We start from the raw sequence: 23,942 nt of genomic DNA, 5'->3' as shown, positions 1-23,942 counted from the left end.
AGAGCAATTATTGCCGACTACTCAAATCATTGTTCCGAATTCATACTTCTCTCCATGTTCAACGGATCGGTGATGTCAGGCACAGGTGGTGACTGGCTTCCGATCCCAAAGCAGGCAACCGGTGAAAAACGCCGTGTTTGCCGCAACAGGAGAAGTGCCATGCTCAAGAAAATTCTGGGTGTTTACGAAGCCCCCCGTCCCCACTGGGTGGGCAATGGCTTTCCCGTGCGTTCGCTGTTCAGCTACGGCGACCACGGCAAGGCTTTGAGTCCCTTTTTGCTGCTCGACCATGCCGGTCCGCAAAGCTTTGCCCCCACCAGCGGCCGACGCGGCGTGGGCACGCATCCCCACCGTGGATTCGAGACCGTGACCATCGTCTATGAAGGCGAAGTCGCTCACCGCGACTCCACCGGCGCAGGCGGCACCATCGGTCCCGGCGATGTGCAGTGGATGACGGCGGGCTCGGGCATCTTGCATGAGGAGTTTCACTCCGAAGCTTTTGCCCGCAGCGGCGGCGCGCTGGAGATGGTGCAGCTGTGGGTCAATCTGCCTGCCAAGGACAAGATGAGCGCTCCCGGCTATCAGAACCTGCTCAATGCCGATATTACGCAGGTTGAGCTGCCCGGCGGTGCCGGTCATCTGCGCGTCATCGCAGGGGACTACAACGGGGCAGACCGCAAGGCCCACGGCCCGGCCCATACCTTCACTCCCATCAATGTCTGGGATGTGCGTATCAAGGCCGGTGCCACGACCGAGCTGAAGGCCCAGCCCGGCCACACGCTGGCGCTGGTGGTGCTGCACGGCACGGTGCTGATCAATGGCGAAGAAGTGGCGCGTGCCGGTCAGCTGGTGCATATGGATCGTGCTGAGGACACCGTGCATCTCGAAGCCAACAACGAGGTCACGCTGCTGTGGCTCTCCGGCGAGCCGATTGACGAACCCGTGGTCGGTCACGGCCCCTTCGTCATGAACACTGACGAGGAAATCGAGCAGGCCATTGACGATTTCCGCAGCGGCCAGTTTGGCCGTATTCCAGCCGTGGTGCGCGATGCGCCCCAGGCTGGACTGAACCACTGATGCATCGCCCGGACCTGCGCGGCAGCGCAGGTCTGCGATCTCCAGGCTCACCCGCTTTATCCCTGCCCCTCCCCCTGTCCTTTTCCACCTCCAGGAGACTGCCATGAGCATCCCGTCCGCTGCGATTCCTGCCAACTTCAACGGTGCCAAGCCCGTGATCGATCCCGACAACGTGGCCATGCTGTTGATCGATCACCAAAGCGGTCTGTTCCAGACCGTGCAGGACATGCCTTTCACCACGCTGCGCCGCCTGGCCAGCACGCTGGCCAAGATCGCCAGCCTGGCCAAGATTCCCGTGATCACCACGGCATCGGTGCCCCAGGGCCCCAACGGCCCGCTGATTCCCGAGATTCACCAGAACGCGCCCCATGCCATCTACGTGCCTCGCAAGGGCGAAATCAACGCCTGGGACAACCCGGACTTTGTGCAGGCCGTCAAGAATACGGGCAAGAAGCAGCTGATCATTGCCGGCACCATCACCAGCGTGTGTATGGCGTTTCCCTCCATTGCCGCCGTGGCGGACGGCTACCAGGTGTTTGCGGTGATCGATGCTTCGGGCACCTACTCCAAGATGGCCGAAGAAATCACCCTGGCGCGCATGCTGCAGGCCGGCGTGGTGCCCATCGATACCGCGGCCGTGGCCTCCGAGCTGCAAAAGACCTGGAACCGCGCTGATGCGGCCGAGTGGGCCCAGGCCTATACCGGCATCTTCCCCAACTACCAGTTGCTGATCGAAAGCTATGCCAAGGCACAGGAAGTGGTGCAAAACCACGAAGTGCTCGATTCCCTGCGCGCCTGATTTCCCTGGTCCCGTCATCTACCCTGAAGGAGATTCCCATGAGCAACAAGCCCTACGTTCGCCTCGACAAAGACAATGCCGCCGTGCTGCTGGTGGACCACCAGACCGGTCTGCTGTCCCTGGTGCGCGATATCGATCCGGACAAGTTCAAGAACAATGTGCTGGCCCTGGCCGACATGGCCGAATACTTCAAGCTGCCCACGATTTTGACCACCAGTTTCGAGAACGGTCCCAACGGTCCGCTGGTGCCCGAACTCAAGGAGAAATTCCCTACCGCACCCTATATCGCCCGCCCCGGTCAGATTAATGCCTGGGACAACCAAGACTTTGTGAAGGCCGTGAAAGCCACGGGTAAAAAGCAGCTCATCGTGGCCGGTGTGGTGACTGAAGTCTGCGTGGCTTTCCCCGTGCTGGCCGCCCTGGAAGAAGGCTTTGAGGTGTTTGTGATTGCCGATGCTTCCGGCACCTTCAACGCCATGACCCAGCAAGCCGCCTGGAGCCGCATGGAACAAGCCGGTGCCCAGCTGATGACCTGGTTTGGCGCGGCCTGCGAGTTGCACCGCGACTGGCGCAATGACGTGGAAGGCCTGGGCACACTGTTCTCCAACCACATCCCCGATTACCGCAATCTGATGAATAGCTACAGCGCGCTGACGGCCGGCAAATAAGCCTGCTCAGCCCGCAACAAAGCCCGTCGCGCGATGCGCTGACGGGCTTTGCTTTTTTGATAGCTGAAAGCGGATATTGCGTCTGCGCTCAGGCCGCTTTTTGCTCTGAATTTTCGGTGCAGCTGGCGGGCGGGGTGTCGTCATGCAGACGGTCCTTGACATATTCCTGGCCCCAGTTGCGCATGGCAATCAGCACAGGCTTCAGGCTGCGGCCCAGTTCGGTCAATTCGTAGTCCACGCGTGGCGGGACTTCGGCATATACCGTGCGCAGCACAATGCCCGCGTCTTCCAGCTCGCGCAGCTGCAGCGTGAGCATGCGCTGGGTGATGGCGCCTATCGAGCGGCTCAACTCGCTGAAGCGCTTTTTGCCGTGCAGCAGATGGAACAGGATGATGGGCTTCCAGGTGCCGCCCATGACAGACAGCGTCACCTCCACAGTGCAACCGCTTTTGCTGTTCAAACGTTTCACAAGCACCTCTTTTCCTGATTTCCAGATACGCTACATCCTAGCGCCAGGCAAGCATTCATGCATTACTTACATTTTTAATACTATCAAACAAATATGTAGGTTCTGGCGTTTTTCATCCTTTGACGGCACCATGCACAGCCTCTGCATTTCTTCTTCACAAGGACAGCCATGAAAGCCATGCAACTTGCCGCCCCCGGTGGCCTGGATAACCTGAAGATCACCGACCTGCCTGCCGCTGCTGCCCCTGCTGCAGGACAGATCCAGGTGCGCATTCACGCCAGCTCGCTCAACTATCACGATCTGGGCGTGGTTCGCCGCCCCGGCGCGGCTGCCGACGGCCGCATTCCCATGGCCGATGGCGCGGGCGTGGTGACCGCCGTGGGCGGTGGCGTGACGGAATTTGCCGTGGGCGATGCCGTGGTCTCCACCTTCTTCCCGCAATGGCTGGCCGGCCGCAAGGTGCCGACTGACTTTCAGCTGGTGCCCGGCGACGGCATGGACGGCTTTGCCCGCGAGTCCGTGACCCTGCCCGCCACCTCTTTTACCCGTGCGCCCAAGGGCTGGACGCATGCCGAAGCCTCTACGCTGACCACGGCCGGCCTGACGGCCTGGCGCGCCCTGGTGGTTGATGGCGGCATTCAGGCCGGCGATACCGTGCTGGTGCTGGGCACCGGCGGGGTCTCGATTTTGGCGCTGCAAATGGCCAAATCCATGGGGGCCAAAGTGATTGCCACCACCTCCAGCACCGCCAAGGCCGAACGTCTGCGCGCCCTGGGTGCCGATGTCGTCATCAACTACAGCGAAACCCCTGAATGGGGCGACGCCGTCCTGGCCGCCACCGGCGGGCGCGGTGCTGACATCGTGGTCGAAGTCGGCGGCCCCGGCACCCTGCCGCAATCGATTCGCGCCTGTGCCCCCGGCGGCCATATTGCGCTGATCGGCGTGCTCACCGGCATTGCTGGCGCCGTGCCCACGCTGGAGCTGATGCGCAAGCAGCAGATCCTCAAAGGCCTGATCGTCGGCAGCCGCGAGCAGCAGCAGGACATGGTGCGCGCGCTGGAAGTGTTCGGCTGGAAGCCGGTGATCGACAGCAGCTACCCGCTGGAGCGTATGGCCGAGGCATTTGCGCACCAGGCAGCAGGCAAGCATTTCGGCAAGATTTGCTTGGAATATTGATAGCTGATGGCGCTTGACGCGCCTTGGTTTGAGATGGATCGGGCATGTGATTATTTTTGAATCGCATGCCCGATTGGCTTTTAGCGGCCGGCTATCGATCCCTCACGGCTGGATAGCCATGCTTTGCAAGCAAAGAAAATCCAAATTCAATAGCCAATGGCAATTGACCGATAAACGCGAGACCGTAATGAGTGAATGGATTGATATCTCTCGCCCGATGGAGATTCTTTCGCTGAAAGACTGATGCCTGGGCCATAGGCTATAAACACCCATCCTTGAAACAACAAGATACAAGTGAGGGTGGAGGCAATGGCGGTACTGATACCCGCATTCGGCAGTTGCGCGGGGCGTATGACACATGGTGAAAAGCGTCTGGCCCAGCGTTTGCAGCAAAAGCTGGAAGACGATTATTGGCTGTGGTGGGATGTGCCAATCGGCCCCAAACAGACGCGGCCCGATTTTGTCTTGGTGCATCCGCGCCGGGGTGCGCTGATTCTGGAAACCAAGGACTGGCATCTGGAAACCATTCGCAAAGCCACGCGCGAATATTTTGAAATTCTGGATGCCGGCAGCAGCCGAGCCAAGGTGGTCATGAGCCCGCTGCAGCAGGCGCGCCACTGCGCGATTCAGGTTATCAATGCGCTGGAGCGCGATCCGCAATTGGTTGCTGATGACGGCCCGCACCAAGGCAAGCTGGCTTTTCCCTGGGGCCATGGCGTGGTCTTCACCCGCATCACGCGCAAGCAGTTCAACGATGCCGGTCTGGGCCATGCCATTGCCGGGCATCTGGTGATCTGCCAGGATGAGATGCTGGAAAACGTCGATGCCGAAGTCTTTCAGCAGCAGCTGTGGAATATGTTTCCGCACCGCTTTGGCCCAGACATCAATGTGCCGCAGCTGGAGCGCATCCGCTGGATTCTGTTCCCCGAAGTGCGCGTGCCTCAGCAGCAAAGCCTGTTTGACGACAGCGCCCGGAATCAGGATGAGCTGCCCGACATCATGCGCGTGATGGACTTGCAGCAGGAGCAGCTGGCGCGCAGCCTGGGCGACGGCCACCGCGTCATCCACGGCGTGGCAGGTTCGGGCAAGACCATGATTCTGGGTTACCGCGCCGAGTATCTGGCCAGCACGCAACAACAGGCGGACGTGCCGGACAGCAAGCCGATTCTGGTGCTTTGCTACAACGAGCCGCTGGGCGTGCAACTGGCGGCCAGCATGGAGGCCAAGGGCCTGCAGGACCGCGTCCATGTGCGCCATTTCCACAAATGGTGCCGCGAGCAACTGGTGGCCCATGAGCTGCTGCCCGAAGACACCCACGGCTGGCCGACAGGCAAGCTGATGGAGGAATATGTGCGGCGCGTCATCCGGGGCGTGGAGGACAAGCTGATTCCCACCGGCCAGTACCACGCCATCCTCATCGACGAAGGCCATGACTTTGCGCCCGAATGGCTCAAGCTTGTCACCCAGATGGTGGACCCCAGTACCGACAGCCTGCTGCTGCTCTATGACGATGCGCAAAGCATTTACGACCGGGGCCAGAAGCGCAACTTCAGCCTCAAAAGCGTGGGCATACATGCGGCCGGCCGCACCACCATTCTCAAAATCAACTACCGCAACACGCACCAGATTCTGCAACTGGCCCACCGTGTGGCGGGCGACATGCTCACGGCCGAAGATGCCAAGGATGAAGACAGCATTCCCCTGCTCAAACCTCTGAGCTGCGGCCGCGAAGGCCCGGATCCCATCGTCATCGACCTGCCTACCTTGCCCGAACGCGCTGCCCGCGTGGCCGAGCTGCTGGCCGACCAGCATGCCCAAGGCCATGCCTGGGGCGATATGGCCGTGCTGTGTCGCCACAAGGACGAGCTATGGGTTTGCGCAGACGCCTTGCGCCGCAAAGCCTTGCCGCATCGCGTGCGGGAAAAGTCCGGTGACTTCAAGCCTGAGCACGACTCCATCAAGCTCATGACCATGCATGCCAGCAAGGGGCTGGAGTGGCCGGTGGTGGCGGTGGTTGCTTCTGACGCAGAGCGCAAAGCCAAGGACGTGAAAAAGGATGGGGCGCTGGAGGCCAGATTGGTTTATGTGGCTGCAACTCGCGCAACATATAAAGCAATTCAAGTTTGATTACTTTGAATGTGTTTTTTGGGAAGAGGTTGGTATGAATCCCAGGCCAACACATTGCCGTAAATTTGAGCACCATGTGGCTGCACTCTTCGGCGCCGCTGCGCGCAACAAGAGGCTGCCGTCACCGGAGTGGGCATAAGGGACGATTACCGGGGCGGAATAGCTTCTTTATGAAATTAATAGCTGTTAGCGCAAGCAGCTATTCGGCTGAAGGCCTATTTCGCTCATAAATCTCGCAGACCGTCCGCTCCCACCCCTTTTGGCTGCGCCCGCAGCGAAACGCAGGGACGCAGACAGCAGGGCGGCGTTCTTTGCTTACTTTCTGGCGCGTCAGAAAGTAACTCGCCCACCGGGGCGAGACCCGGCATGTCTGGTCAGGCCGCTAGCGGGCAATGTCAGGGCATATCAAATTTGATAGCCGTCTGCGCTTGATGCACAAGCGCTAAAGGCAGATTTGGCACAAAAGGGCGAGCTGCCCCAGCGCCGTGCCTGATGCACTCTCCAGCAGCCGGGCTGCACGCTCAGCTGCGAAGGCGCAGGCTTACTTCTTCAACGCGGGCGCGCCGTTTTGCCAGGTGGCCCAGTCGCGCACGATGGTGTCCACCACGATGCTGCCGACCTTCGTCACATTGGCCACGGTTTCGGCAAAGCCGCCGGCGGTTTCGCCGGGCGCGGGGTCCAGGTGGGCCAGCGTGGTTTCGTTGGGGTTGCCCTGGTCGAAGTTGACCGAGCCGCGCAGGCTCAGGATACGGTCCGTGCCGTGGGTGCGGGCCAGCACCAGGGCGATGGCGGCGGCTTCCATTTCGGTGGCCACGTAGTCGTCTGCACCGTAGCTCTTGACGATGTACTGCGCTTCGTTCGACAGGCCGGGGCCGTGGAAGAAGGTGTCGCCCGACACATGGGTGCCCACGCCCACATGGGGAGCGCGGCGTGCCTGTGGCTGGGGGTAACGCAGGCGGTAGCGCTGGGCCGATTCGGAGTCCTGCAGCTGGGTGTTCTGGGTCAGCTGCATGGCCCATTGCACCAGGGTGGGGTTGAGCTGGAAGCGGCGGTAGTTTTCGTAGCCTTTGCGCGGCATGAAGACGGGCGCGCCGGGCTTGCCTTCTTCGGGTGCCCAGCGGTGGCCCAGGTCGTAGTCGACCAGCCAGCTGCCCCAGGTCACGTCGCCTATGGTGCCGCGCGCTGGCGGCGTGCCGGCCACGCCGGAGATCACGTAATAGGCCTTGGAGAAGTCGAACTGCGGGTTCAGCACGATGGCCTGCACCGAGGCCGAGGAGTTGACCTTGCCCATGCCGAGCACGCTGCCGCAGACGCCGTCGGCGTTGCAGAACACCGGGCTCAGTGCGCCGGGCACGTTGATGGGCGTGGCGTCTTTCCAGTAGCGCTCGAACCACAGCTGAAACTCGCCCGCGCGGTCACCGGTGTTATTGCCGATTTCAAACATGGCGCCGATAAAGACTTTCACGGCCACGGGTTTGGCCGCAGCCACGGTGGTTGCCGCCGCGCTGGTGGCTGGGGTCTGGGTCTGCGCCTGGTTTTGCGCGTAAGCGCCGCTTGCTGCAGCGCTCAGTACTGCGGCAGCCAAAGCGATTCGGGAGAGTGAGAAAAAAGCAGACATGGTGGGCAAGGAAAAAAATAGAGAGAGGGAAGTCAATGAGAAAGGGCGGGATTTTCGCATCTGCACCCGAGTGTGTGTGGCGTGCCGGAAGCCTAATTGCCTGCCGGTGCAGCGGAGCAGGCTTTTGCCGCGCTATGGATAAGCGCTAGCCAGCAATTTTCCCTGTATCTGGCACGACGGAAAACACCGTGGCTGCCACTGCTTTGCCATGTAGTTGTAGCCGGTTGCGGGCCATGCATTCCCGTGTGGCACCGTACTTCCTGGCCACGCTCTCGCTGGCGGTATTGCCCGTCGCCACCACAATTTCCACGCGCTGCATGCCCAGTGTCTGAAATGCGTAGGGCAGCAGCGTCTGCATCGTGCGCAAGGCGATGCCTTGGCGCTGTGCCGATTGTTTGACCCAGTAGCCGAGGTTGCAGAACCGGTGCTCGTGATTGATGGCGTTCAGCCCTGCTCCACCCAGCAGTTCGCCCTTTGCTGAGAAGATGCCAAATTCATGGGCGTTGCCGCTGGCTAGGCTTTCGCGGCACATGGAAAACCAAGCCAGGGCGGTGGCTTCTGAAAAGCCGGGCTGGCACCAGTCCATCCAGCGGCCCACGGTGGCTAGCGATTCATAGGTGGCTGCCGTCATGGCGCGCGCATCGCTGTCTTCAAAGGCGCGCAGCACCAGCCCTTCGCATTCGACGGTTGGGAGGCGGTGAAGTCGTGGCTTATCAAATTCCATAGCTGGTGGCCTTTTTTAGAGGAGGACTGAGGGGCGTTTCTACGGAGACCCCTGTACCGTGGAGCTGGGTACGTTCACTCCCTTCCCGATCGCAAAAAACTGCCCACCCGCCACATAGTGCAGCGTGCGCAGCTCGGCCGGTGCCGAATCAAACTCCCAGTGCCCGTCGCGGAACACGCGTTCGTCGGCCCAGGCGGCGATGACTTCGCCTATGAACAGGTCGTAGGTCTGCTGGTTGTGCGGCTCGGGTATGAGCTTGCAGACCAGCCAGGCGGCGCAGCCCGCGACCAGGGGCAGGGCTAAGCCCGGGGCCTCGAACAGCGGCACGCCATGCTTGGCGAGCTTTTCGGGCTCGGTCACGGCGCTGTCCGTGCCAATGCCTACCGTCATGGCGGCCTGGGGCACGGTGGGCAGTTGCAGGGCAAACAGGCCGCTGGCTTCGACCAGGGCACGGGTGCGCGTGGCCTTGTCGAGCACGACGGTGACCTTGGGCGGCGCAAAGTCCAGTGCGCAGGCCCAGGCGGCGCTCATGGCATTGCTCTGACCCGCATGCCGGGCCGAGACGATGACCGTGGGGCCGTGGTTGAGCAGGCGGTAGGCTTTTTCCAGAGGGACGGGAGTGAAGTGTGCAGGCAGCATGGCAAGTGGTGAATGCAAGGAGACAGGGTTGGCTCAAAAGCCCGTTACGATGGCGCGGCGATTTCCCCATCTTCGCCCGAATCCGGGCCCCTCAAGGAGAACACCATGTTTAGCCACATCATGTTGGGTGTGAATGATCTGGAGCGCGGCAAGCGCTTTTACGACGCGTTGCTGGGTCAGTTGGGCATTGCGCCCGGCGTGGCCAACCGCAACCGCTTCTTCTACCGCAGCCCCACGGGCACGTTTGCGATCTCCACGCCCATCAATGGCGAGCCTGCCTCGGCAGGCAACGGCGCGACCGTGGGCTTTGGCGCCCAGTCGCCCGAGCAGATCGATGCCGCACATGCGGCAGGTTTGGAGGCCGGTGGCGTGTCGATCGAAGACGCACCGGGCTGGCGCGGCGAAGGCGCTGCCGCCATGTATCTGGCCTATCTGCGTGACCCGGACGGCAACAAGATCTGTCTGGCTTATCGCAAGCCCAAGGCGTAAAAACAAAGCGGCCCACGGGCCGCTTTTTTATTTGTGCGTGGGCGTGAGCGAGGCTCAGGGCTGGCGTGGCGGCTCGCCAGGCGGCCGCATGCCGCGCCCCGGTCCCCGGCTGCCTGGTGGCGGGCCGGACGGGCGCTTGCCCCTGGCCTGACACACCGCGTCGTCCAGATTGCTGCGAATGACCAGCGTCTTGCTGGCCAGCATCACGCCGCCCACATTCTGGATGTCGAAAAGATAGGGCGATTTGTCGCTCTCGTTGCCTATGACGTTGTCGGTATCCAGCGTGGTGTCCGGCAGGCCTTTGGCGATGTACAGCGGCTGCTGCTCAAAGATGGATGTGTTGAGAGCATCGGGAAACAGCAGCTGGCTGACCAGCCAGGACGGGGCTCGGTCGCGCCCGTCGTAGCTGCCCTTCATCACGCGCAAATGCACATGGTTGGCGCGCCCGCCGTACCAGCCGGGAAAGCAGCTGTCAAAGTGCACCACGCCCAGCTCATCCGTGCGTTGCCAGCCGCGGAAAAACTGCCGGTTCTTGTCTTGTGCGTTGTTGTTGCACATGGGGTGTATATCGCCCGAATAGCCGCCTGTGTGGTTGGTGTGCCAGACCTCCAAGATTGCGCCCGCCACCGGCTGGCATTGGGCATCCACCACCCGCAGCTGCATCAGCATGGGCAGGCCGTTCCAGCCGTCGCTGATGTCCTGACGCTCTGGCGATTGGGTGTGGCAAGGGCCTATGGTGGCCTCGCAGCTTAGCTGGCAGCTGCTGGAGACGGCGGTGGCCGCAAACGGTTTGACGGCACGCGCAGCGGCTCCTATGCCGGCCGTGCCGCCACTGGCCCAGCGGGCCTGGGTCCAGCTTTCTACGGCCTTGGCATTGCGGGCCTGTGCGCCTGCCAGGGTGCTGTAGCCGCCCAGAGTGCCCCATAGCGGCAGTGCCCAGGCGGCATGGCTGGCGTGGCGCATCAGCGCACGCCGCGAGAGTGGGGCAAAGGTGCTTGGTGCCGAAGCGGCAAAGTCGTATGGAGCTGTGGGCATGGTGCGCATTCCTGATGACGCGCAAATGCTAAGCGGCAGCAGCCGGCCGTTGCTGTGTGTGGCCGGGTCTTTACCTGGCTTTACCTTGTTGCCAACATGGCTGTAAGAATAATTTTGATAGCTTAAAAAGATTGTCTGCATTGCGCTGCAGCCGATTTTTATTCCATCAAATGTGCCAAATTCCCGGCATGCCCGAGTGGGCAGGGGTGGCGATGTGGGATGGGCCGGTGCAAATGCGGTCTGGGCGGCACAATGGCGGCAATTACTGAACGATCAAGACATGAACAAGACCACCAAACCTTCTGAAGAGCATCTGTGCGAACCCTGCACCGGTATTCAGCGCAACTGGCGCAAGGCCCCGGGCCATGCCGAGCTGATGCAGCGCGGCAACCGCAATGAAGAGCGTGGCTCCCACAGCGTGACGATTACGCGCTATCTCTGCGAGCGCTGCGGCACCGTGTGGGACTATGAGAACGACAAAAAGGATCAGCGCAAGGGCTGGTCCGTGGTGGGCCGCGTTTAAAAGCGAGCCGCCGCCGTGTAGGCGGCTTGGGCACAACGGCGCCTTTGCGGCGCCGTTTTCATTGGATATTTCAGGGAGGCTGCGTGCAATCAGCAAGCAACGAGTGGTTTGACGAGGCGTATTACCAGCGCTTTTACTTTGACAAGAAGACCAGCGTGATCGACCCCGAGCACGCGCGGCGGCTGGGTGCTTTTGTTTGCTCGTATCTTGCCTATTTGCGTGTGCCGGTGCGCCGCGTGCTGGATGTGGGCTGCGGCATCGGCCTGTGGCGCGAGCCGGTGTTGCAGCACTTTCCGGGTGCCAGCTATCACGGTGTGGAGTTCAGCCCCTATCTGTGCGAGCGCTATGGCTGGGAGCAGGGCTCGGTGGTGGATTACCGGCCCAAGGATGGGCAGCCTTTTGATCTGGTGATCTGCCAGGGCGTGCTGCCGTATCTGAGCCCGGCCGATCTGAAGAAGGCCCTGGGCAATCTGGGCGCGCTGTCCAGCGGCGGCCTGTATATCGAGGCCGTGGCGCGCGAGGACTATGAGCGCGACATCATTGACGAAGACCTCACCGATGCGCGCCTGTACCGCCACCGTGCCGAGCTGTACCGGCGCGGCCTGCAGCCCCATTTCAAGGAGCTGGGCGGCGGCGTGTGGCTGAGCCGCAAGGCCGAGCTGCCGCTGTTCGAGCTGGAGTGCGTGGGCGGCTGATCTTGGCTTGCGCAGCTTGGTTTTTTGCAGGCAGCAGCCTATATTTCGGATCATTGCAAAAGACGAGAGACGGGAATGCGAAATAGAAGAATCAAGCCGCTGCTGATGGGCGTGGTGACTGCGGCGGCCCTGCTGGCCGGCTGCACCGACTCCAAGGATGCGGCAGCGCCTGCGGCCCAGCCGCCAGTTGCAGCGGCGCCAGAGCCCGCTAACACCGCTGCAACGCCAGCCGCTGCGCCGGGAGACAAGCGCGTCATTGATCAGCTGTTCAGCCTGGAGACGGTTGGCATGAACCTGGCCTATGTGGAAAAAATCGCGGGCCCGGCCATGCGCTCCGAATTTCACCGCCATCAATTCCGCAGCGATGGCTGCGAAGTCACGCTGCTCACCGACGATGCCGACAAGGTGGTCAATGGCGTGGAAGTGGCGATTGCACCGAGCTGCAACCTCTCGCTGGCCCCGCTGCTTGGTGGCTTTGCGGGCGAGCCGCCCATCACGCTCAATGAGCTGACTTTTGGCAAATACGAGCAGATGCTGGGCGGCGGCTACTACGCCGATTGCCTGAGCCTGTGCGGCAATGCCGCAGACCCCGTGGTGTACCTGCATGCGGAAGGCTCGCGTGCCATGCATTTGATGGAGTTCATGGTGCAGGCCCCCATGGTGTCGGGCCCGGTGCTGAATGCGACCAGCCAATGGCGCGATGCCATGATCAAGGCCGAGTCCGAGGACTATGTGCTGGACACGCGCTTCAACTGCGATCCCCAGCGTTTCCGCTCCGTCATCGCCACGGGTCTGGCGGCGGTCAAGCCCACGGCCTTCACCTTTGGCCGCGATCTGGGCTTTCCTCCGGGCGAGTGCAGCTAGGCCGGCGGCACTGGCTGTGCCGTAGCCGCAAAGCTGCAGGCGAATGAACAGGCTTGCGAACGCGCGCACAATGGCCGCCCTTGTGACTGAATCTGTTGGTACGCCTTGTGTCCGCTTTCTTGCCGTCCGCTTCCACGCCTTTGCCTTCTGCTGAAATGCTTGTTCCGCAGCCTCCTCTGAGCCATTTGCAAGCGGTTGAGTCTGAGGTGGAGCCGCATGCAGTTTCGCGTCTGCGCACCGCAAGACTGGCACGCAGTACGCGGCCGTTTCTGGCCCGTGGCGGCCCGCGTGGCGAGCGCTGCGAAGGCTGCCGCCTGCGCCCCTCGCACTGCATGTGCGCGCTGCGCCCGCAGCAGGCAACGCGGGCCGGCATGTGCGTGCTAATGCACGACGCCGAACCCCTGAAACCCAGCAACACCGGCTGGCTGATTGCCGATGTGGTGCAGGACACGTTTGCCTTTGGCTGGGCACGCACGGAAATCGACCCGCAACTCGAGGCTTTGCTGGCCGACCCGCAGTGGCAGCCCTATGTGGTTTTCCCGCGCGAGTTTGTGCACGAAGAAGGGCGCTCCGTGCAGGCACTGGACGGCGAGACGGCGGTGCTGCAGCCGGGCAAGCGGCCCTTGTTCATCTTGCTTGATGCCACCTGGCACGAGGCGCGCAAGATGTTCCGCAAAAGCCCGTACCTGGACGGCTATCCGGTGCTGAGCCTGCACCCCGATCAGGTCTCCGGCTACCGGCTGCGCCGCTCCACGCGCGACGATCACTTTTGCACCAGCGAGGTGGCGGCGCTGTGTCTGGAGCTGGTGGGCGATGCGGCCGATGTGCGTGCAGGCCAGGTGCTGGAGAGCTATCTGGGCGTGTTTACCGAGCGCTATCTGCAGGCCAAGAACCAGCAGCCTGCCGATGCGCAAAGCGCTGCCCATCAGCGCCTGTGCGAGTTGATGGGCTGGACCTCGTGAAACCGCAAGGGCAGGCATAAGCATTCCACTCAAAGCGATAAGCCAGCAACGACAATCAAGTCATCGACCTCCCGTGCTGTGCCAGGGGAGAGCTTTGCCGGATTGGGTTGGTGAATCAGCGCCGATGGCCATGGGTCTCGGCGCTTTTGTTTTTTGGAGTGGGTGATGAGCAAGTCCTTGAAATGGGTTGGTTTGGCTGCGGCCCTGGTTTGCGCGGCTTCGGCCCTGGCAGCAGGCAAGCCGGGCAAGGCCGAGCCGATTGGTGCCAACATCGATACGACAGTGGATGTAAGCCAGTCGCCCACGCTGCAGCGCTGGCAGGCCGGCGGCACGGTGGTGCTGGGCGTGCGCGAGGCGGCTTCGCCCATGGTCTATGCTCTGGGGGCCAACGAGAAGTTTGTCGGCTATCACATGGAGTTGTGCGAGCGCGTGGTGCAGGCGATTGCGCCCAAGGCCCAGATCAAGCCCATGGTGCTGACGGCGCAGAACACCATGCCGCTGATCCACAACGGCACGGCGGATTTCAACTGCGCCAGCATGACCAACAACCTCAACCGCCAAAAGCAGGTGGCTTTCGGCCTGACCACTTATGTGAGCGAGGTGCGGATGGCGGTGCGCGCGGATTCGCCCATCACCTCCTTCAAGCAGCTGCAAGGCCGGAATGTGGCTGCCACCACGGGCACGACGGCTGTGCAGATTCTGCGCAAGTACGCGGGCGAGAATGAGCTGAAATTCAAGACGCTGATGAGCAAGGATCACTTCGAGAGTTTCATGCTGCTGGAGTCAGGCCGCGTCGATGCCTTTGTGCTGGACGACAACCTGCTGGCCGGCGTCATCAGCCAGAGCAAGAACCCCAAGGACTACAAGATCGTGGGCGAGGTGATTGGTGCCGAGCCGATTGCGATTCAGTTCAGCAAGGACGATCCGCAGATCAAGAAGGCCGTGGATGGCGCCATCCTGCAGCTGATCCGTTCGGGCGAGATGCACAAGCTCTATGCCAAGTGGTTTATGCAGCCGATTGCGCCCAAGAACGTGAACCTGAACCTGCCCATGGGCGAGACCCTGAAGAAGCAGCTGGCCGCGCCCAATGACACGCCGCTGGAAGAGTTCGTGATACCCCGCTAAACCGCTGCGCGGGCACAGCAGATAGACTGGCTGGCAACGTTTGGGTCGCTGAAATGCGAGGGAGTTGCCACCGTGCTGGAGTATCTGGTCTATCCGCTGATTGCGCTGATGTTTGTCGCCGTGTTCACACGCGAGGTGATCGCGCCTGCATCGCGCAATCTCTGCAACCGGCGCTGGCTGATCTATAGCGCGGGACTGGGAGCGTTGACCATGCTCAGCGCGCTGGCGCTGGGCTATTTTCTGGAAGACCGCATACGTGCCCATGCCCTGCTGGAGGTGGGCGCGCGCTGGAATCCGCTGCTGGTGGGTTTTCTGAGTTTTTTCCTGACCAGCTTTGTCTTTTACTGGTGGCACAGGGCCACCCATGCCTCTGACTTTTTGTGGCGCAGCTTCCATCAGCTGCACCACAGCGCACGCCGGGTCGAAGCGCTGACCGCGTTTTATGCCCATCCCATGGACTCGGCCGCTGCCGTGATGCTGAGCACGCTATCGAGCTACTGGGTGCTGGGGGCCAGCCCTGCGGCAGCCGCGGTGGCGCTGGCGCTGACGGCAGGATTTGATCTGTTCACCCATGCCGATATGCGCACGCCGCGCTGGCTGGGCTATGTGTTGCAGCGGCCCGAAATGCATACCGTGCATCACCAGTACGGCCACCATGCGCAAAACTACGGCCTGCCGCTGTGGGACATCTTGTTTGGCACCTGGACCAATCCCGCAGAGCGCTCGCAGCACCTGGGTTTTGATGATGAAAAATCAGAGCGCCTGGCCGAAATGCTGCTGTGGCGTGACGTGCACAAAAGCCCGCCGGCCTGCACCGCAGGCCGCAAGCCAGCAGACTGAGTGTTTTCCTGAAAACATAGCTGCTGGCGCTTGAACATCAAGCGCTGCAGCCGGTTTTGCTTCAGGCGGGATCGTGGGCGAGAACCTCGTCCAGCGTGGCCGGTGCATTGCCTGGCACGGGCTGTGTGGGTGCCGGGGCGCTGTAGATGCTGGGGTCTGCCTGGATCAGGCTGATATCAAAGCGCTGGCCTGCCAGATAGTCGCCAATCGACTGCAGCACGATGGGGCTGCGGTGCAGATGGGCGCTGGCCTTGAGCTCGTCCAGCGTCAGCCAGACGCTGCGCACAATGCCGTCATCGAGCAGACGTTCGGCATGGTGCTGGCCCAGCAGGCCGGTAAAGGCAAAGCGCATATAGGTGATGTCGGCACCGGTACGCGTGCGCACGAAACGGTTCATGTAGATGCCGACCAGCGACTGGGGCGTGAAGCTGTATGCGGTCTCCTCCATCACCTCGCGCACGCAGGCTTCGATTGGGGTTTCAGCGGGGTCCAGGTGACCGGCAGGCGTGTTCAGACGCAGTCCATCCGCCGTGTTTTCTTCCACCATTAAAAAGCGGCCATCGCGCTCGATGATGGCCGACACAGTGACATTGGGTTTCCAGCGATTGGGCATGGCGGGCATTATCCCAATCTCGTCTGTCAGAGATGTAGGATATTTCCTACCATGTACAGCGCACCCTCTCCGTAGGTGGCCAGATGTTGTTGCTGTGCCGCATCTGTCACCTGTGTGGCGCGAAAGCCTTGACGTTCCCAATAAGCCTGTGAGCCCTGAACTGACACCAGGGCCGCCTGCCTGATGTTGCGTTGCCGGGCCTGCTGATACACGGCCGCCAATAGCCGCCCTGCCGCGCCCTGGCCTGCTGCGGTGGGCGAGACGGCCATGTCATGCAGATAGAGCACGCTGGCGTCTTGGTACTCGGCAAAGTCGCCGTTCAGCGGCGTGATGGCCCCGGGACGCGACCAGTAGGCTGCCAGATAGGCAATCACCTCATCGCCGCGCACGGCAGCCCAGGAGCAGTGCCAAGCCGTTTGCAGGCGGCGCAAGAACACGGCGCGCGGCTCCGCAAAATGCTCGCCATAGCACTGCCGTTGTATGCGCATCACGGCGTCGATATCTGCAGCAATAAGAGGGCGCATGGACAGAGCTGCTGGCGGCTTGGATGACTTGTGGCTTGCCGACATTTGATTTTCAAGATGGATAGCTGGTCACGCTTTTGGGATAAGCGCCGAAGGCTTGTTTGCCTTGTATTTCTCTGCCCCAGCTTAGCAAGCTTGCGCGGCAAAGCCGGGCGCTGCGGCTTTGTTGACTATCGCGATGGTAATGATTCTCAATTGGAGAAATATATAGCGTCCACCTACCATCAAGGAAACTGCTATCAGAAAGGGCCTCCATGACACGATTGACCAACACCTTGCGCACCCACCAGACCACGCTGGCCAAGACGGGCAGCTATTACTGCATTCACGTGGTGGTGGCCGCCTGCGTGGCCTATGCCGTCACCGGCAATCTGTGGGCATCGCTGACACTGAGTCTGCTGGAACCTACGGTTCAGGCGGTGGCGTTTTTCTTTCACGAGAAAGCCTGGGATCGCGGTCTGAAAAAACGCGATAAAAACGAAGGCCAACTGGCGGCCGGCGCGGCTTGAAGGAGGCGGTGATGCGCTTTGAACACTTTGGTCCGTGGCTGTTGCAGACCCTGGCCGCATGGGCCGACTGCGGCGGCCACGGCAGCTGATACATGCTGTGTAATTTATGTTGATAAATATGAGTAAAAGCTTTTTAAAAACCTGTTGAATATATTTTCTTATCTTGTGATGAATTTCTGTTGATTCTTCTTTGAAAAGAAGATGTTCATCAAATGTTGTTAACAGTCCTGTTATTTGATTGTTGGTGTTTTGTTTGTTGTTTGGTTTTATCTGTGGATAACTAAGAATTTATAGGTGAAAGGGGGTCGTGACAGGCAGCAGCCATGGGTTTGCGGCTATTTCGCAAACCGGGTTGGCAGGGCAACATGGGGCGCTTGTTGAGCCCAGGAGTTTCCATGCCGTTTGCCGACGCCCGACCCGAGACCTCCCATACCGAAGTGCGCCGGGATGCGCAGTGGCTGGAAGCCCACTGGATGCCCTTCACCGGCAACCGCAACTTCAAGGCCAACCCGCGCATGATCACCGGCGCGCAGGGGGCATATTTCACCGATGCCGACGGGCGCAGGATTTTCGACGGACTCTCGGGTCTGTGGTGTTCCGGCCTGGGTCATGGTCGGCGCGAGATTGCCGAGGCCGTGGGCAAGGCCGCGCTGCAGCTCGATTACGCACCGGCCTTCCAGTTCGGCCACCCGGCGGCGTTTGCGTTGGCCAACAAGATCAAGAGCCTGATGCCTGAGGGGTTGTCGCATGTGTTTTTTACCGGCTCGGGCTCGGAAGCGGCGGACACCTCGCTGAAGATGGCACGTGCCTACTGGCGGGCCAAAGGGCAGGGCAGCAAAACCCGTTTGATAGGTCGCGAAAAAGGCTATCACGGCGTGAATTTCGGCGGCATTTCCGTGGGCGGCATGTCGGGCAACCGCAAGTCCTTCGGTCAGGGCGTGGAGGCCGATCACCTGCCCCATACCCAGCCTCCGCCCGGCTCGTTTTGCAAAGGCATGCCGCAAACCATAGCCCACAGCGACGGCCGCGCGCTGGCCGACCGGCTGCTGGACATCATCGCCCTGCATGACGCCAGCAATATCGCCGCGGTCATCGTCGAGCCCATGTCGGGCTCGGGCGGTGTGGTGATACCGCCGGCCGGCTATCTGCAGCGGCTGCGCGAGATTTGCACCCAGCACGGCATCTTGCTGATTTTTGACGAAGTCATCACCGGCTTTGGCCGTGTCGGTGCCATGACGGCGGCCGAGGCCTTTGGCGTGACGCCCGACATCCTGAACATCGCCAAGCAGGTAACCAACGGAACCCAGCCGCTGGGGGCCTGCGTGGTGACGGGCGAGATTTATCACAGCTTCATGGCGGCCGGAGGGCCCGAATACATGCTGGAATTTGCCCATGGCTATACCTATTCGGCTCACCCCGTGGCTTGCGCTGCCGGGCTGGCGGCGCTGGAGCTGCTGGAGCAGGAAGACGGGCCGGGCCGTGTGAAGGCCATGGCCCCGTTTTTCGAACAGGCCGTGCACAGCTTGCAGGGGGCAAAACATGTGCTGGACATCCGCAATATCGGGCTGGCGGCGGGGCTGAGCATTGCGCCGCTTCCCGGCGAGCCGGCCAAGCGCCCTTATGAGATTGCGATGAAGTGCTGGGATGCCGGGTTTTATGTGCGCTATGGCGGCGACACGATTCAGCTGGCTCCGCCCTTCATCAGCGAAAAAGCCGAGATCGAGCGTCTGGTCAATGCTCTGGGCGACGCCTTGCAGGCCACGGACTGAGCGCGCCTGACCCATCTGCCCAGGCCAGATCATCAAGGCCTTGGGCAGCATCGCCGCACCCGGCTGGCGCAGTGGAAATGAGCAGCTTTTTCTTTCGCCTACAAGTCACAGCAGTTTGACCCGCAGCGGTGTACTGTTACGCCTCTTTTTTTGATAGCACTCGGCCTACAATGGCCGATTCGAGACCTATCATCCGCGCGCTGAGAAGGGCTGGGCCGTCAGGCCAGAGAGAGCCCTCACTGCGGATGGCTTACTTTGCGAGCTGGAGACTGCTGATGTCCGACACCAAGCCAATTACATCGATTGATAAGCGCGCGCTGCTGCGCCAGTCTGCACTGGAATATCACGAGTTCCCCAAGCCCGGCAAGGTGGCGATCATGGCGACCAAGCCCATGGCCAACCAGCACGATCTGGCTTTGGCTTATTCGCCCGGTGTGGCCGCTCCCTGTGAAGAAATCGTCAAGGACCCTGCTGCTGCCTACAAGTACACCAGCCGCGGCAACCTGGTCGGCGTGATCTCCAACGGCACAGCCGTGTTGGGTCTGGGCGACATCGGCGCGCTGGCTTCCAAGCCGGTGATGGAAGGCAAGGGCGTTCTGTTCAAGAAGTTCGCCGGCGTCGATGTGTTCGACATCGAAATCGATGAAAAAGACCCGCAAAAGCTGGTGGACGTGATTGCCGCGCTGGAACCTACGTTTGGCGCTATCAATCTTGAGGACATCAAGGCGCCCGAGTGCTTCTTCGTCGAGCGCGAGCTGCGCAAGCGCATGAATATTCCCGTCTTCCACGACGACCAGCACGGCACGGCCATCACCGTGGCGGCCGCCATGGTCAACGCGCTGAAGGTGGCGGGCAAGAAGATCGAGGAGATCAAGCTGGTGTCCTCGGGCGCAGGTGCTGCTGCCCTGGCCTGCCTGAATCTGCTGCTGGAAGTGGGCCTGAAGCGCGAAAACGTGTTTGTGACCGATATCGCCGGTGTGGTCTACGAAGGCCGTACCGAGCTGATGGATCCGGACAAGGCGCTGTTTGCCCAGAACACTCCGCTGCGCACCCTGGGTGAAGTGATTGAAGGTGCCGACGCCTTCCTGGGTCTGTCGGCGGGCAATGTGCTCAAGCAAGACATGGTCAAGAAGATGGCGGCCAAGCCCATCATCTTCGCCCTGGCCAATCCCAACCCTGAAATCATTCCCGAAGATGTAAAGGCAGTGCGCGACGATGCCATCATCGCCACGGGCCGCACGGACTACCCGAACCAGGTCAACAACGTCCTGTGCTTCCCCTATATCTTCCGCGGTGCGCTCGATTGCGGTGCCACCACCATCACCACCTCGATGGAAATTGCCTGCGTGCACGCGATTGCCGCGCTGGCACAGGCCGAGCAGAGCGAAGAAGTGGCAGCCGCCTATGTGGGCGAAGAGCTGAGCTTCGGCCCCGAGTACCTGATTCCCAAGCCCTTCGATCCGCGCCTGATGCTGATCGTGGCGCCTGCCGTGGCCGAGGCTGCGGCTGCTGCCGGTGTGGCCAAGCGCCCCATCGAGGACATGGATGCCTACCGCGAGCATCTGAAGACCTTTGTCTACGCTTCCGGCACCATGATGAAGCCCATCGTCATGGCCGCCAAGAAGGCGTCCAAGAAGCGCATTGCCTACGCCGAAGGCGAGGAAGAGCGCATCTTGCGCGCTGCGCAAATCGTGGTGGACGAGCGCATTGCCCGCCCCACGCTGATCGGTCGCCCCGGCATCATTGCCCAGCGTGTAGAGAAGTTCGGCCTGCGTCTGCAGGAAGGGCGCGACTACGATGTGGTCAACGTCGAGCATGACGAGCGCTACCGCGACTTCTGGCAGAGCTACCACCGCATGACGGAGCGCAAGGGCATTACCGCTCCGATCGCCAAGATCGAGATGCGCCGCCGCCTGACGCTGATCGGCTCCATGCTGCTGCACAAGGGCGAGGTCGATGGCCTGATCTGTGGCACCTGGAACAACACCAATGTGCACCTGAACTATATCGATCAGGTCATCGGCCGCCGCAGCGGCGTGACCACCTATGCCTGCATGAACGGTCTGCTGCTGCCCGAGCGCCAGGTCTTCCTGGTGGACACCCACGTCAACTACGACCCGACCGCCGAGCAACTGGCCGAGATCACCATCATGGCCGCCGAGGAAATGATGCGCTTCGGTATCAAGCCCAAGGCCGCGCTGCTGAGCCACTCCAACTTCGGCTCCAGCAACCAGCCCAGCGCCATCAAGATGCGCCGGACCCTGGAACTGCTGCGCGAGCAGGCACCCTGGCTGGAAGTGGATGGCGAAATGCACGGCGATGTGGCCCTGGACGGCAAGGCCCGCGCCAAGCTCATGCCCAACAGCACGCTGCTCGGTGATGCCAACTTGCTGGTCTCGCCCAATATCGATGCGGCCAACATCAGCTACAACCTGCTCAAGCAGGCGGCGGGCGGCGGCATTGCGGTCGGCCCGGTCCTGTTGGGTGCGGCCAAGCCCGTGCACGTGCTGACTCCCAGCACCACGGTGCGCCGCATTGTGAACATGACGGCCCTGACCGTGGCGGATGCCAACGTCGGTCGCTGAGAGCGACCCGCCTCTCTCAAGGCCAGCCCGGCAAGCCTTGCGGCTGCCGGGCTGGCATCACATGGAGTTTTGCTTAAAATTTGGGCATAACTTGCATTTTTGAGGGCTATCCGTCACACTTACGGGTCGAAATTTCAGGCCTTCCCTGAGATTCTGAAAGGTGTTTTGAATGCTGAAGGCCACTGCCGCCAAGCTGTACCAGACCGGTTTAGCACTCGTATTGGGTGCTGCTTTTGTGTTGGCCTCCCCGGCTGCGCAGGCGCGCAAGGCTGTAGAGCCCGTGGCGGCGGAGTCTGGCCTGGCGGCAATCGCCCTGGCCGACTTGCCGCGTGATGGCCGCAGCACCTATGCCCGCATCCTGCAGGGCGGCCCTTTCAGTAGCGACAAGGACGGCACGGTTTTTGGTAACCGTGAGCGCATACTTCCCCGTCAATCCCGAGGCTATTACCGTGAGTACACGGTGCGTACGCCCGGGGCCAAGAATCGCGGTGCACGCCGCATAGTCTGCGGTGGCGAGCAGCCACAGCGACCCGATGCGTGCTTCTACACCGGCGATCATTACAACAGTTTTCAGCAGATCGTCGAATGAGCCCCTCCGTTGCTGCTAGTCTGGAGAGGCTGGAAGACGTTGACGCGAGTCGCGCCTCTGACTTACAACAGCCGTCAGTACCCCATCTGCCACCTGCTTTGATGTTTTTAGAAAGAATCACGGAGATGGACACGCCACTTCGTAAAGCCTCAGAAACCCCGCTGCGCAATGTTCGCCCGAACATCGTGCAGTCCATTCGCGCCTATCGCATTCCCGATCTGCAAAAGGCCGCGGAGACTCTGGGATCCCATTTTCTGTATGCCAACCTGGCTCATGCCCAGAGCAAGGCCGACATCATGGAGCTGCTGGCCACGCAATTCCACCTGCCAGCGCACTTCGGCAAGAACTTCGATGCTCTCTATGACGTGATGACGGACCCCATCCACAAGGCCGGCGAGCAGCCGGGCTTCATTGTGGTGCTGGACCAGATTCCCACGGCGCCCAAGTTCGACAAGGAGGCGCGCGAGCAGCTGCTGGACGTGTTCCGCGACACGGCCGAGTTCTGGGGCGAGCGCAAGACGGCTTTTCGCTGCTTTTACTCGTTTCTGTAGCGCGTAAGCACGCAGCATTAATAGCAACGCCCGCTTGATTAGCGGGCGTTTTGCATTGAATGAGATCTGAAACGCTTGAGTATCAAGCGCCTGCAGCTCTTATTTTTGCGATAGCTGGGCAGCTACCGCCTCGTATTCGGCCACGGGTACTTCTTCGGCGCGTCGCTGCAGATCGAATTCGCCGCTGAAGCCTTTTTCGTCCAGCCATTTGCCCAGGGTGTTGCGCAGAATCTTGCGGCGCTGGCTGAAAGCGACCTGCACCATGGTCTCCAGCAGCTTGGCATCGAGCTGGGCCGGGGTCTGGCGCGGAATCATGCGCACTACGGCGCTGTCGACCTTGGGCGGTGGGTTGAAGCTGCCGGGCGGCACAAAGAGCACGCTCTCCATGGCGTAGCGCCACTGCAGCATCACCGTCAGGCGGCCATAGGCGGCCGTGCCGGCATCGGCCACCATGCGATCAATCACCTCTTTTTGCAGCATGAAGTGCTGATCCTGCACCACATCCACCTGCTCCAGCAGGTGAAACAAGATGGGGCTGGAGATGTTGTAGGGCAGGTTGCCGACCACGCGCAGCTTGGCCACGCCAAGGCGTGCCGCGATGGCGCGAAAGTCCACCTTGAGCACATCCGACTCCACCACATCCAGATCGGAGCGCAGGCGCAGGCGTGCGGCCAGATCGCGATCGAGTTCGATCACAGTGAGCTTGCCCACGCGCTCGACCAGGGGCTGGGTCAGCGCCATCAGGCCGGGGCCGATTTCCACCACGGGCTCGCCCGCCTGGGGGTTGATGGCGTCGACAATGCTGTCAATGATGGCGCCGTCGGTCAGAAAGTTCTGGCCAAAGCGCTTGCGGGGAATATGTTTCATTGCCATGAGAAAGCGGTGCCGCAGCACCGCTTAGAAAGTAATGGGGATGATCATGACACTGCTGTGCTGATTGACGGCAGGGCAGGGTCATCTAGGGGGCTGCCT

General features: G+C 61.3%; 26 protein-coding genes. 18 read left to right on the top strand and 8 right to left on the bottom strand.

The features are described from left to right. The first annotated feature begins 159 nt into the window (after positions 1 to 159). From EAO39_RS00985 to ycaC, 3 genes are all read left to right on the top strand, one after another. Positions 160 to 1,077 carry a pirin family protein gene (locus tag EAO39_RS00985; RefSeq protein ID WP_120965390.1) on the top strand — a complete coding sequence of 306 codons (918 nt, stop codon included), beginning with the start codon at positions 160 to 162 and terminating at the stop codon, positions 1,075 to 1,077. Positions 1,078 to 1,180: 103 nt separating this feature from the next. Beyond that, a complete protein-coding gene (locus EAO39_RS00980; RefSeq protein ID WP_120965388.1) occupies positions 1,181 to 1,876 on the top strand; it encodes an isochorismatase family protein in 696 nt (231 codons plus the stop codon). A 38-nt stretch (positions 1,877 to 1,914) separates the two neighbouring features. Next, on the top strand, positions 1,915 to 2,544 hold the full coding sequence (gene ycaC, locus EAO39_RS00975; protein WP_120965386.1) for an isochorismate family cysteine hydrolase YcaC: 630 nt from the start codon (positions 1,915 to 1,917) through the stop codon (positions 2,542 to 2,544). Between the two features lie 88 nt (positions 2,545 to 2,632). On the opposite strand, the gene EAO39_RS00970 is transcribed toward ycaC, so the two are convergent. After that, on the bottom strand, positions 2,633 to 3,019 hold the full coding sequence (locus EAO39_RS00970) for a helix-turn-helix domain-containing protein (protein ID WP_276209232.1): 387 nt from the start codon (positions 3,017 to 3,019) through the stop codon (positions 2,633 to 2,635). Between the two features lie 162 nt (positions 3,020 to 3,181). Between EAO39_RS00970 and EAO39_RS00965 the strand changes: the two genes are divergently transcribed. The 3 genes from EAO39_RS00965 to EAO39_RS00960 all read left to right on the top strand — a co-directional run bounded on the left by EAO39_RS00965 (position 3,182) and on the right by EAO39_RS00960 (position 6,316). Then, positions 3,182 to 4,189 carry an NAD(P)-dependent alcohol dehydrogenase gene (locus EAO39_RS00965; protein WP_120965382.1) on the top strand — a complete coding sequence of 336 codons (1,008 nt, stop codon included), beginning with the start codon at positions 3,182 to 3,184 and terminating at the stop codon, positions 4,187 to 4,189. A 46-nt stretch (positions 4,190 to 4,235) separates the two neighbouring features. Next, entirely contained in the window at positions 4,236 to 4,433 is a 198-nt protein-coding gene (locus tag EAO39_RS22410; protein WP_162989463.1) for a hypothetical protein, read from the top strand. Between the two features lie 107 nt (positions 4,434 to 4,540). Next, on the top strand, positions 4,541 to 6,316 hold the full coding sequence (locus EAO39_RS00960) for a 3'-5' exonuclease (RefSeq protein ID WP_120965380.1): 1,776 nt from the start codon (positions 4,541 to 4,543) through the stop codon (positions 6,314 to 6,316). 541 nt (positions 6,317 to 6,857) lie between these two features. Here EAO39_RS00960 and EAO39_RS00955 read toward each other — a convergent pair. The 3 genes from EAO39_RS00955 to EAO39_RS00945 form a co-directional block, all read right to left on the bottom strand. Beyond that, on the bottom strand, positions 6,858 to 7,934 hold the full coding sequence (locus tag EAO39_RS00955; RefSeq protein ID WP_120965378.1) for a purine nucleoside permease: 1,077 nt from the start codon (positions 7,932 to 7,934) through the stop codon (positions 6,858 to 6,860). Between the two features lie 145 nt (positions 7,935 to 8,079). Beyond that, positions 8,080 to 8,658 carry a GNAT family N-acetyltransferase gene (locus tag EAO39_RS00950; RefSeq protein ID WP_120965377.1) on the bottom strand — a complete coding sequence of 193 codons (579 nt, stop codon included), beginning with the start codon at positions 8,656 to 8,658 and terminating at the stop codon, positions 8,080 to 8,082. 39 nt (positions 8,659 to 8,697) lie between these two features. Further along, on the bottom strand, positions 8,698 to 9,297 hold the full coding sequence (locus EAO39_RS00945; protein ID WP_120965375.1) for a flavin reductase family protein: 600 nt from the start codon (positions 9,295 to 9,297) through the stop codon (positions 8,698 to 8,700). 105 nt (positions 9,298 to 9,402) lie between these two features. Here EAO39_RS00945 and EAO39_RS00940 point away from each other — a divergent pair, with 105 nt between their 5' ends. Continuing rightward, positions 9,403 to 9,786, top strand: a complete 384-nt coding sequence (locus tag EAO39_RS00940) for a VOC family protein (protein WP_120965373.1) — start codon at positions 9,403 to 9,405, stop codon at positions 9,784 to 9,786. A 54-nt stretch (positions 9,787 to 9,840) separates the two neighbouring features. Here EAO39_RS00940 and EAO39_RS00935 read toward each other — a convergent pair whose 3' ends face one another. Continuing rightward, on the bottom strand, positions 9,841 to 10,821 hold the full coding sequence (locus EAO39_RS00935) for an intradiol ring-cleavage dioxygenase (protein WP_120970547.1): 981 nt from the start codon (positions 10,819 to 10,821) through the stop codon (positions 9,841 to 9,843). Positions 10,822 to 11,101: 280 nt separating this feature from the next. Between EAO39_RS00935 and EAO39_RS00930 the strand changes: the two genes are divergently transcribed. The 6 genes from EAO39_RS00930 to EAO39_RS00905 all read left to right on the top strand — a co-directional run bounded on the left by EAO39_RS00930 (position 11,102) and on the right by EAO39_RS00905 (position 15,830). Then, a complete protein-coding gene (locus EAO39_RS00930; RefSeq protein WP_120965371.1) occupies positions 11,102 to 11,344 on the top strand; it encodes a hypothetical protein in 243 nt (80 codons plus the stop codon). A gap of 83 nt (positions 11,345 to 11,427) precedes the next feature. Beyond that, positions 11,428 to 12,039, top strand: a complete 612-nt coding sequence (locus EAO39_RS00925; protein ID WP_120965368.1) for a class I SAM-dependent methyltransferase — start codon at positions 11,428 to 11,430, stop codon at positions 12,037 to 12,039. 75 nt (positions 12,040 to 12,114) lie between these two features. Then, on the top strand, positions 12,115 to 12,903 hold the full coding sequence (locus EAO39_RS00920; protein ID WP_120965366.1) for a hypothetical protein: 789 nt from the start codon (positions 12,115 to 12,117) through the stop codon (positions 12,901 to 12,903). A 155-nt stretch (positions 12,904 to 13,058) separates the two neighbouring features. After that, the gene (locus EAO39_RS00915) at positions 13,059 to 13,865 is read left to right on the top strand and encodes a tRNA-uridine aminocarboxypropyltransferase (RefSeq protein WP_120965364.1); all 807 of its coding nucleotides are present in this window, start codon (positions 13,059 to 13,061) and stop codon (positions 13,863 to 13,865) included. Positions 13,866 to 14,030: 165 nt separating this feature from the next. Continuing rightward, positions 14,031 to 14,990 (top strand): transporter substrate-binding domain-containing protein, encoded by a 960-nt coding sequence (locus EAO39_RS00910; protein ID WP_120965362.1) that lies wholly within the window; start codon positions 14,031 to 14,033, stop codon positions 14,988 to 14,990. A 72-nt stretch (positions 14,991 to 15,062) separates the two neighbouring features. Next, positions 15,063 to 15,830 carry a sterol desaturase family protein gene (locus EAO39_RS00905; protein WP_240466869.1) on the top strand — a complete coding sequence of 256 codons (768 nt, stop codon included), beginning with the start codon at positions 15,063 to 15,065 and terminating at the stop codon, positions 15,828 to 15,830. Between the two features lie 61 nt (positions 15,831 to 15,891). Here the strand turns inward: EAO39_RS00905 and EAO39_RS00900 are convergent, their stop codons facing one another. Beyond that, entirely contained in the window at positions 15,892 to 16,452 is a 561-nt protein-coding gene (locus EAO39_RS00900) for an NUDIX hydrolase (RefSeq protein ID WP_120965360.1), read from the bottom strand. A 17-nt stretch (positions 16,453 to 16,469) separates the two neighbouring features. Then, complete coding sequence (locus EAO39_RS00895; RefSeq protein ID WP_240466868.1) at positions 16,470 to 16,967, bottom strand: GNAT family N-acetyltransferase; 498 nt, start codon at positions 16,965 to 16,967, stop codon at positions 16,470 to 16,472. A gap of 254 nt (positions 16,968 to 17,221) precedes the next feature. Between EAO39_RS00895 and EAO39_RS00890 the strand changes: the two genes are divergently transcribed. The 5 genes from EAO39_RS00890 (at position 17,222) to EAO39_RS00870 (ending at position 22,970) form a co-directional block, all read left to right on the top strand. Further along, the gene (locus EAO39_RS00890) at positions 17,222 to 17,476 is read left to right on the top strand and encodes a DUF2061 domain-containing protein (RefSeq protein WP_120965356.1); all 255 of its coding nucleotides are present in this window, start codon (positions 17,222 to 17,224) and stop codon (positions 17,474 to 17,476) included. 395 nt (positions 17,477 to 17,871) lie between these two features. Beyond that, positions 17,872 to 19,245, top strand: a complete 1,374-nt coding sequence (locus EAO39_RS00885; RefSeq protein WP_120965354.1) for an aspartate aminotransferase family protein — start codon at positions 17,872 to 17,874, stop codon at positions 19,243 to 19,245. Positions 19,246 to 19,520: 275 nt separating this feature from the next. Then, positions 19,521 to 21,830, top strand: coding sequence for an NADP-dependent malic enzyme (locus EAO39_RS00880; RefSeq protein WP_120965352.1), 2,310 nt, complete (start codon positions 19,521 to 19,523; stop codon positions 21,828 to 21,830). 169 nt (positions 21,831 to 21,999) lie between these two features. After that, positions 22,000 to 22,419: a ribonuclease domain-containing protein gene (locus EAO39_RS00875; RefSeq protein ID WP_120965350.1), complete on the top strand. Its 420-nt coding sequence runs from the start codon at positions 22,000 to 22,002 to the stop codon at positions 22,417 to 22,419. 125 nt (positions 22,420 to 22,544) lie between these two features. Further along, positions 22,545 to 22,970: a barstar family protein gene (locus EAO39_RS00870; protein WP_120965348.1), complete on the top strand. Its 426-nt coding sequence runs from the start codon at positions 22,545 to 22,547 to the stop codon at positions 22,968 to 22,970. Between the two features lie 99 nt (positions 22,971 to 23,069). Here the strand turns inward: EAO39_RS00870 and rsmA are convergent, their stop codons facing one another. Then, a complete protein-coding gene (rsmA, locus tag EAO39_RS00865) occupies positions 23,070 to 23,837 on the bottom strand; it encodes a 16S rRNA (adenine(1518)-N(6)/adenine(1519)-N(6))-dimethyltransferase RsmA (RefSeq protein WP_120970543.1) in 768 nt (255 codons plus the stop codon). Positions 23,838 to 23,942: the final 105 nt, after the last annotated feature.

Origin of the sequence: Comamonas sp. lk (assembly GCF_900564145.1) — a bacterium.
GTDB lineage: Bacteria > Pseudomonadota > Gammaproteobacteria > Burkholderiales > Burkholderiaceae_C > Comamonas.
Note: the sequence above shows the minus strand (reverse complement) of the source record. Positions and strands in the feature narration are given on the sequence as shown.

What these genes read in the sequence shown, in the direction of transcription:
- EAO39_RS00940 (WP_120965373.1), top strand. Translation starts at nt 9,403, where the DNA reads ATGTTTAGCCACATCATGTTGGGTGTGAATGATCTGGAGCGCGGCAAG.
- EAO39_RS00875 (WP_120965350.1), top strand. Translation starts at nt 22,000, where the DNA reads ATGCTGAAGGCCACTGCCGCCAAGCTGTACCAGACCGGTTTAGCACTC.
- EAO39_RS00910 (WP_120965362.1), top strand. Translation starts at nt 14,031, where the DNA reads ATGAGCAAGTCCTTGAAATGGGTTGGTTTGGCTGCGGCCCTGGTTTGC.
- EAO39_RS00930 (WP_120965371.1), top strand. Translation starts at nt 11,102, where the DNA reads ATGAACAAGACCACCAAACCTTCTGAAGAGCATCTGTGCGAACCCTGC.
- EAO39_RS00915 (WP_120965364.1), top strand. Translation starts at nt 13,059, where the DNA reads ATGCTTGTTCCGCAGCCTCCTCTGAGCCATTTGCAAGCGGTTGAGTCT.
- EAO39_RS00870 (WP_120965348.1), top strand. Translation starts at nt 22,545, where the DNA reads ATGGACACGCCACTTCGTAAAGCCTCAGAAACCCCGCTGCGCAATGTT.
- EAO39_RS00960 (WP_120965380.1), top strand. Translation starts at nt 4,541, where the DNA reads ATGACACATGGTGAAAAGCGTCTGGCCCAGCGTTTGCAGCAAAAGCTG.
- EAO39_RS00965 (WP_120965382.1), top strand. Translation starts at nt 3,182, where the DNA reads ATGAAAGCCATGCAACTTGCCGCCCCCGGTGGCCTGGATAACCTGAAG.
- EAO39_RS00900 (WP_120965360.1), bottom strand. Translation starts at nt 16,452, where the DNA reads ATGCCCGCCATGCCCAATCGCTGGAAACCCAATGTCACTGTGTCGGCC.
- EAO39_RS00880 (WP_120965352.1), top strand. Translation starts at nt 19,521, where the DNA reads ATGTCCGACACCAAGCCAATTACATCGATTGATAAGCGCGCGCTGCTG.
- EAO39_RS00985 (WP_120965390.1), top strand. Translation starts at nt 160, where the DNA reads ATGCTCAAGAAAATTCTGGGTGTTTACGAAGCCCCCCGTCCCCACTGG.
- ycaC (WP_120965386.1), top strand. Translation starts at nt 1,915, where the DNA reads ATGAGCAACAAGCCCTACGTTCGCCTCGACAAAGACAATGCCGCCGTG.
- EAO39_RS00885 (WP_120965354.1), top strand. Translation starts at nt 17,872, where the DNA reads ATGCCGTTTGCCGACGCCCGACCCGAGACCTCCCATACCGAAGTGCGC.
- rsmA (WP_120970543.1), bottom strand. Translation starts at nt 23,837, where the DNA reads ATGAAACATATTCCCCGCAAGCGCTTTGGCCAGAACTTTCTGACCGAC.
- EAO39_RS00895 (WP_240466868.1), bottom strand. Translation starts at nt 16,967, where the DNA reads ATGCGCCCTCTTATTGCTGCAGATATCGACGCCGTGATGCGCATACAA.
- EAO39_RS00955 (WP_120965378.1), bottom strand. Translation starts at nt 7,934, where the DNA reads ATGTCTGCTTTTTTCTCACTCTCCCGAATCGCTTTGGCTGCCGCAGTA.
- EAO39_RS00935 (WP_120970547.1), bottom strand. Translation starts at nt 10,821, where the DNA reads ATGCCCACAGCTCCATACGACTTTGCCGCTTCGGCACCAAGCACCTTT.
- EAO39_RS00945 (WP_120965375.1), bottom strand. Translation starts at nt 9,297, where the DNA reads ATGCTGCCTGCACACTTCACTCCCGTCCCTCTGGAAAAAGCCTACCGC.
- EAO39_RS00980 (WP_120965388.1), top strand. Translation starts at nt 1,181, where the DNA reads ATGAGCATCCCGTCCGCTGCGATTCCTGCCAACTTCAACGGTGCCAAG.
- EAO39_RS00920 (WP_120965366.1), top strand. Translation starts at nt 12,115, where the DNA reads ATGCGAAATAGAAGAATCAAGCCGCTGCTGATGGGCGTGGTGACTGCG.
- EAO39_RS00950 (WP_120965377.1), bottom strand. Translation starts at nt 8,658, where the DNA reads ATGGAATTTGATAAGCCACGACTTCACCGCCTCCCAACCGTCGAATGC.
- EAO39_RS00890 (WP_120965356.1), top strand. Translation starts at nt 17,222, where the DNA reads ATGACACGATTGACCAACACCTTGCGCACCCACCAGACCACGCTGGCC.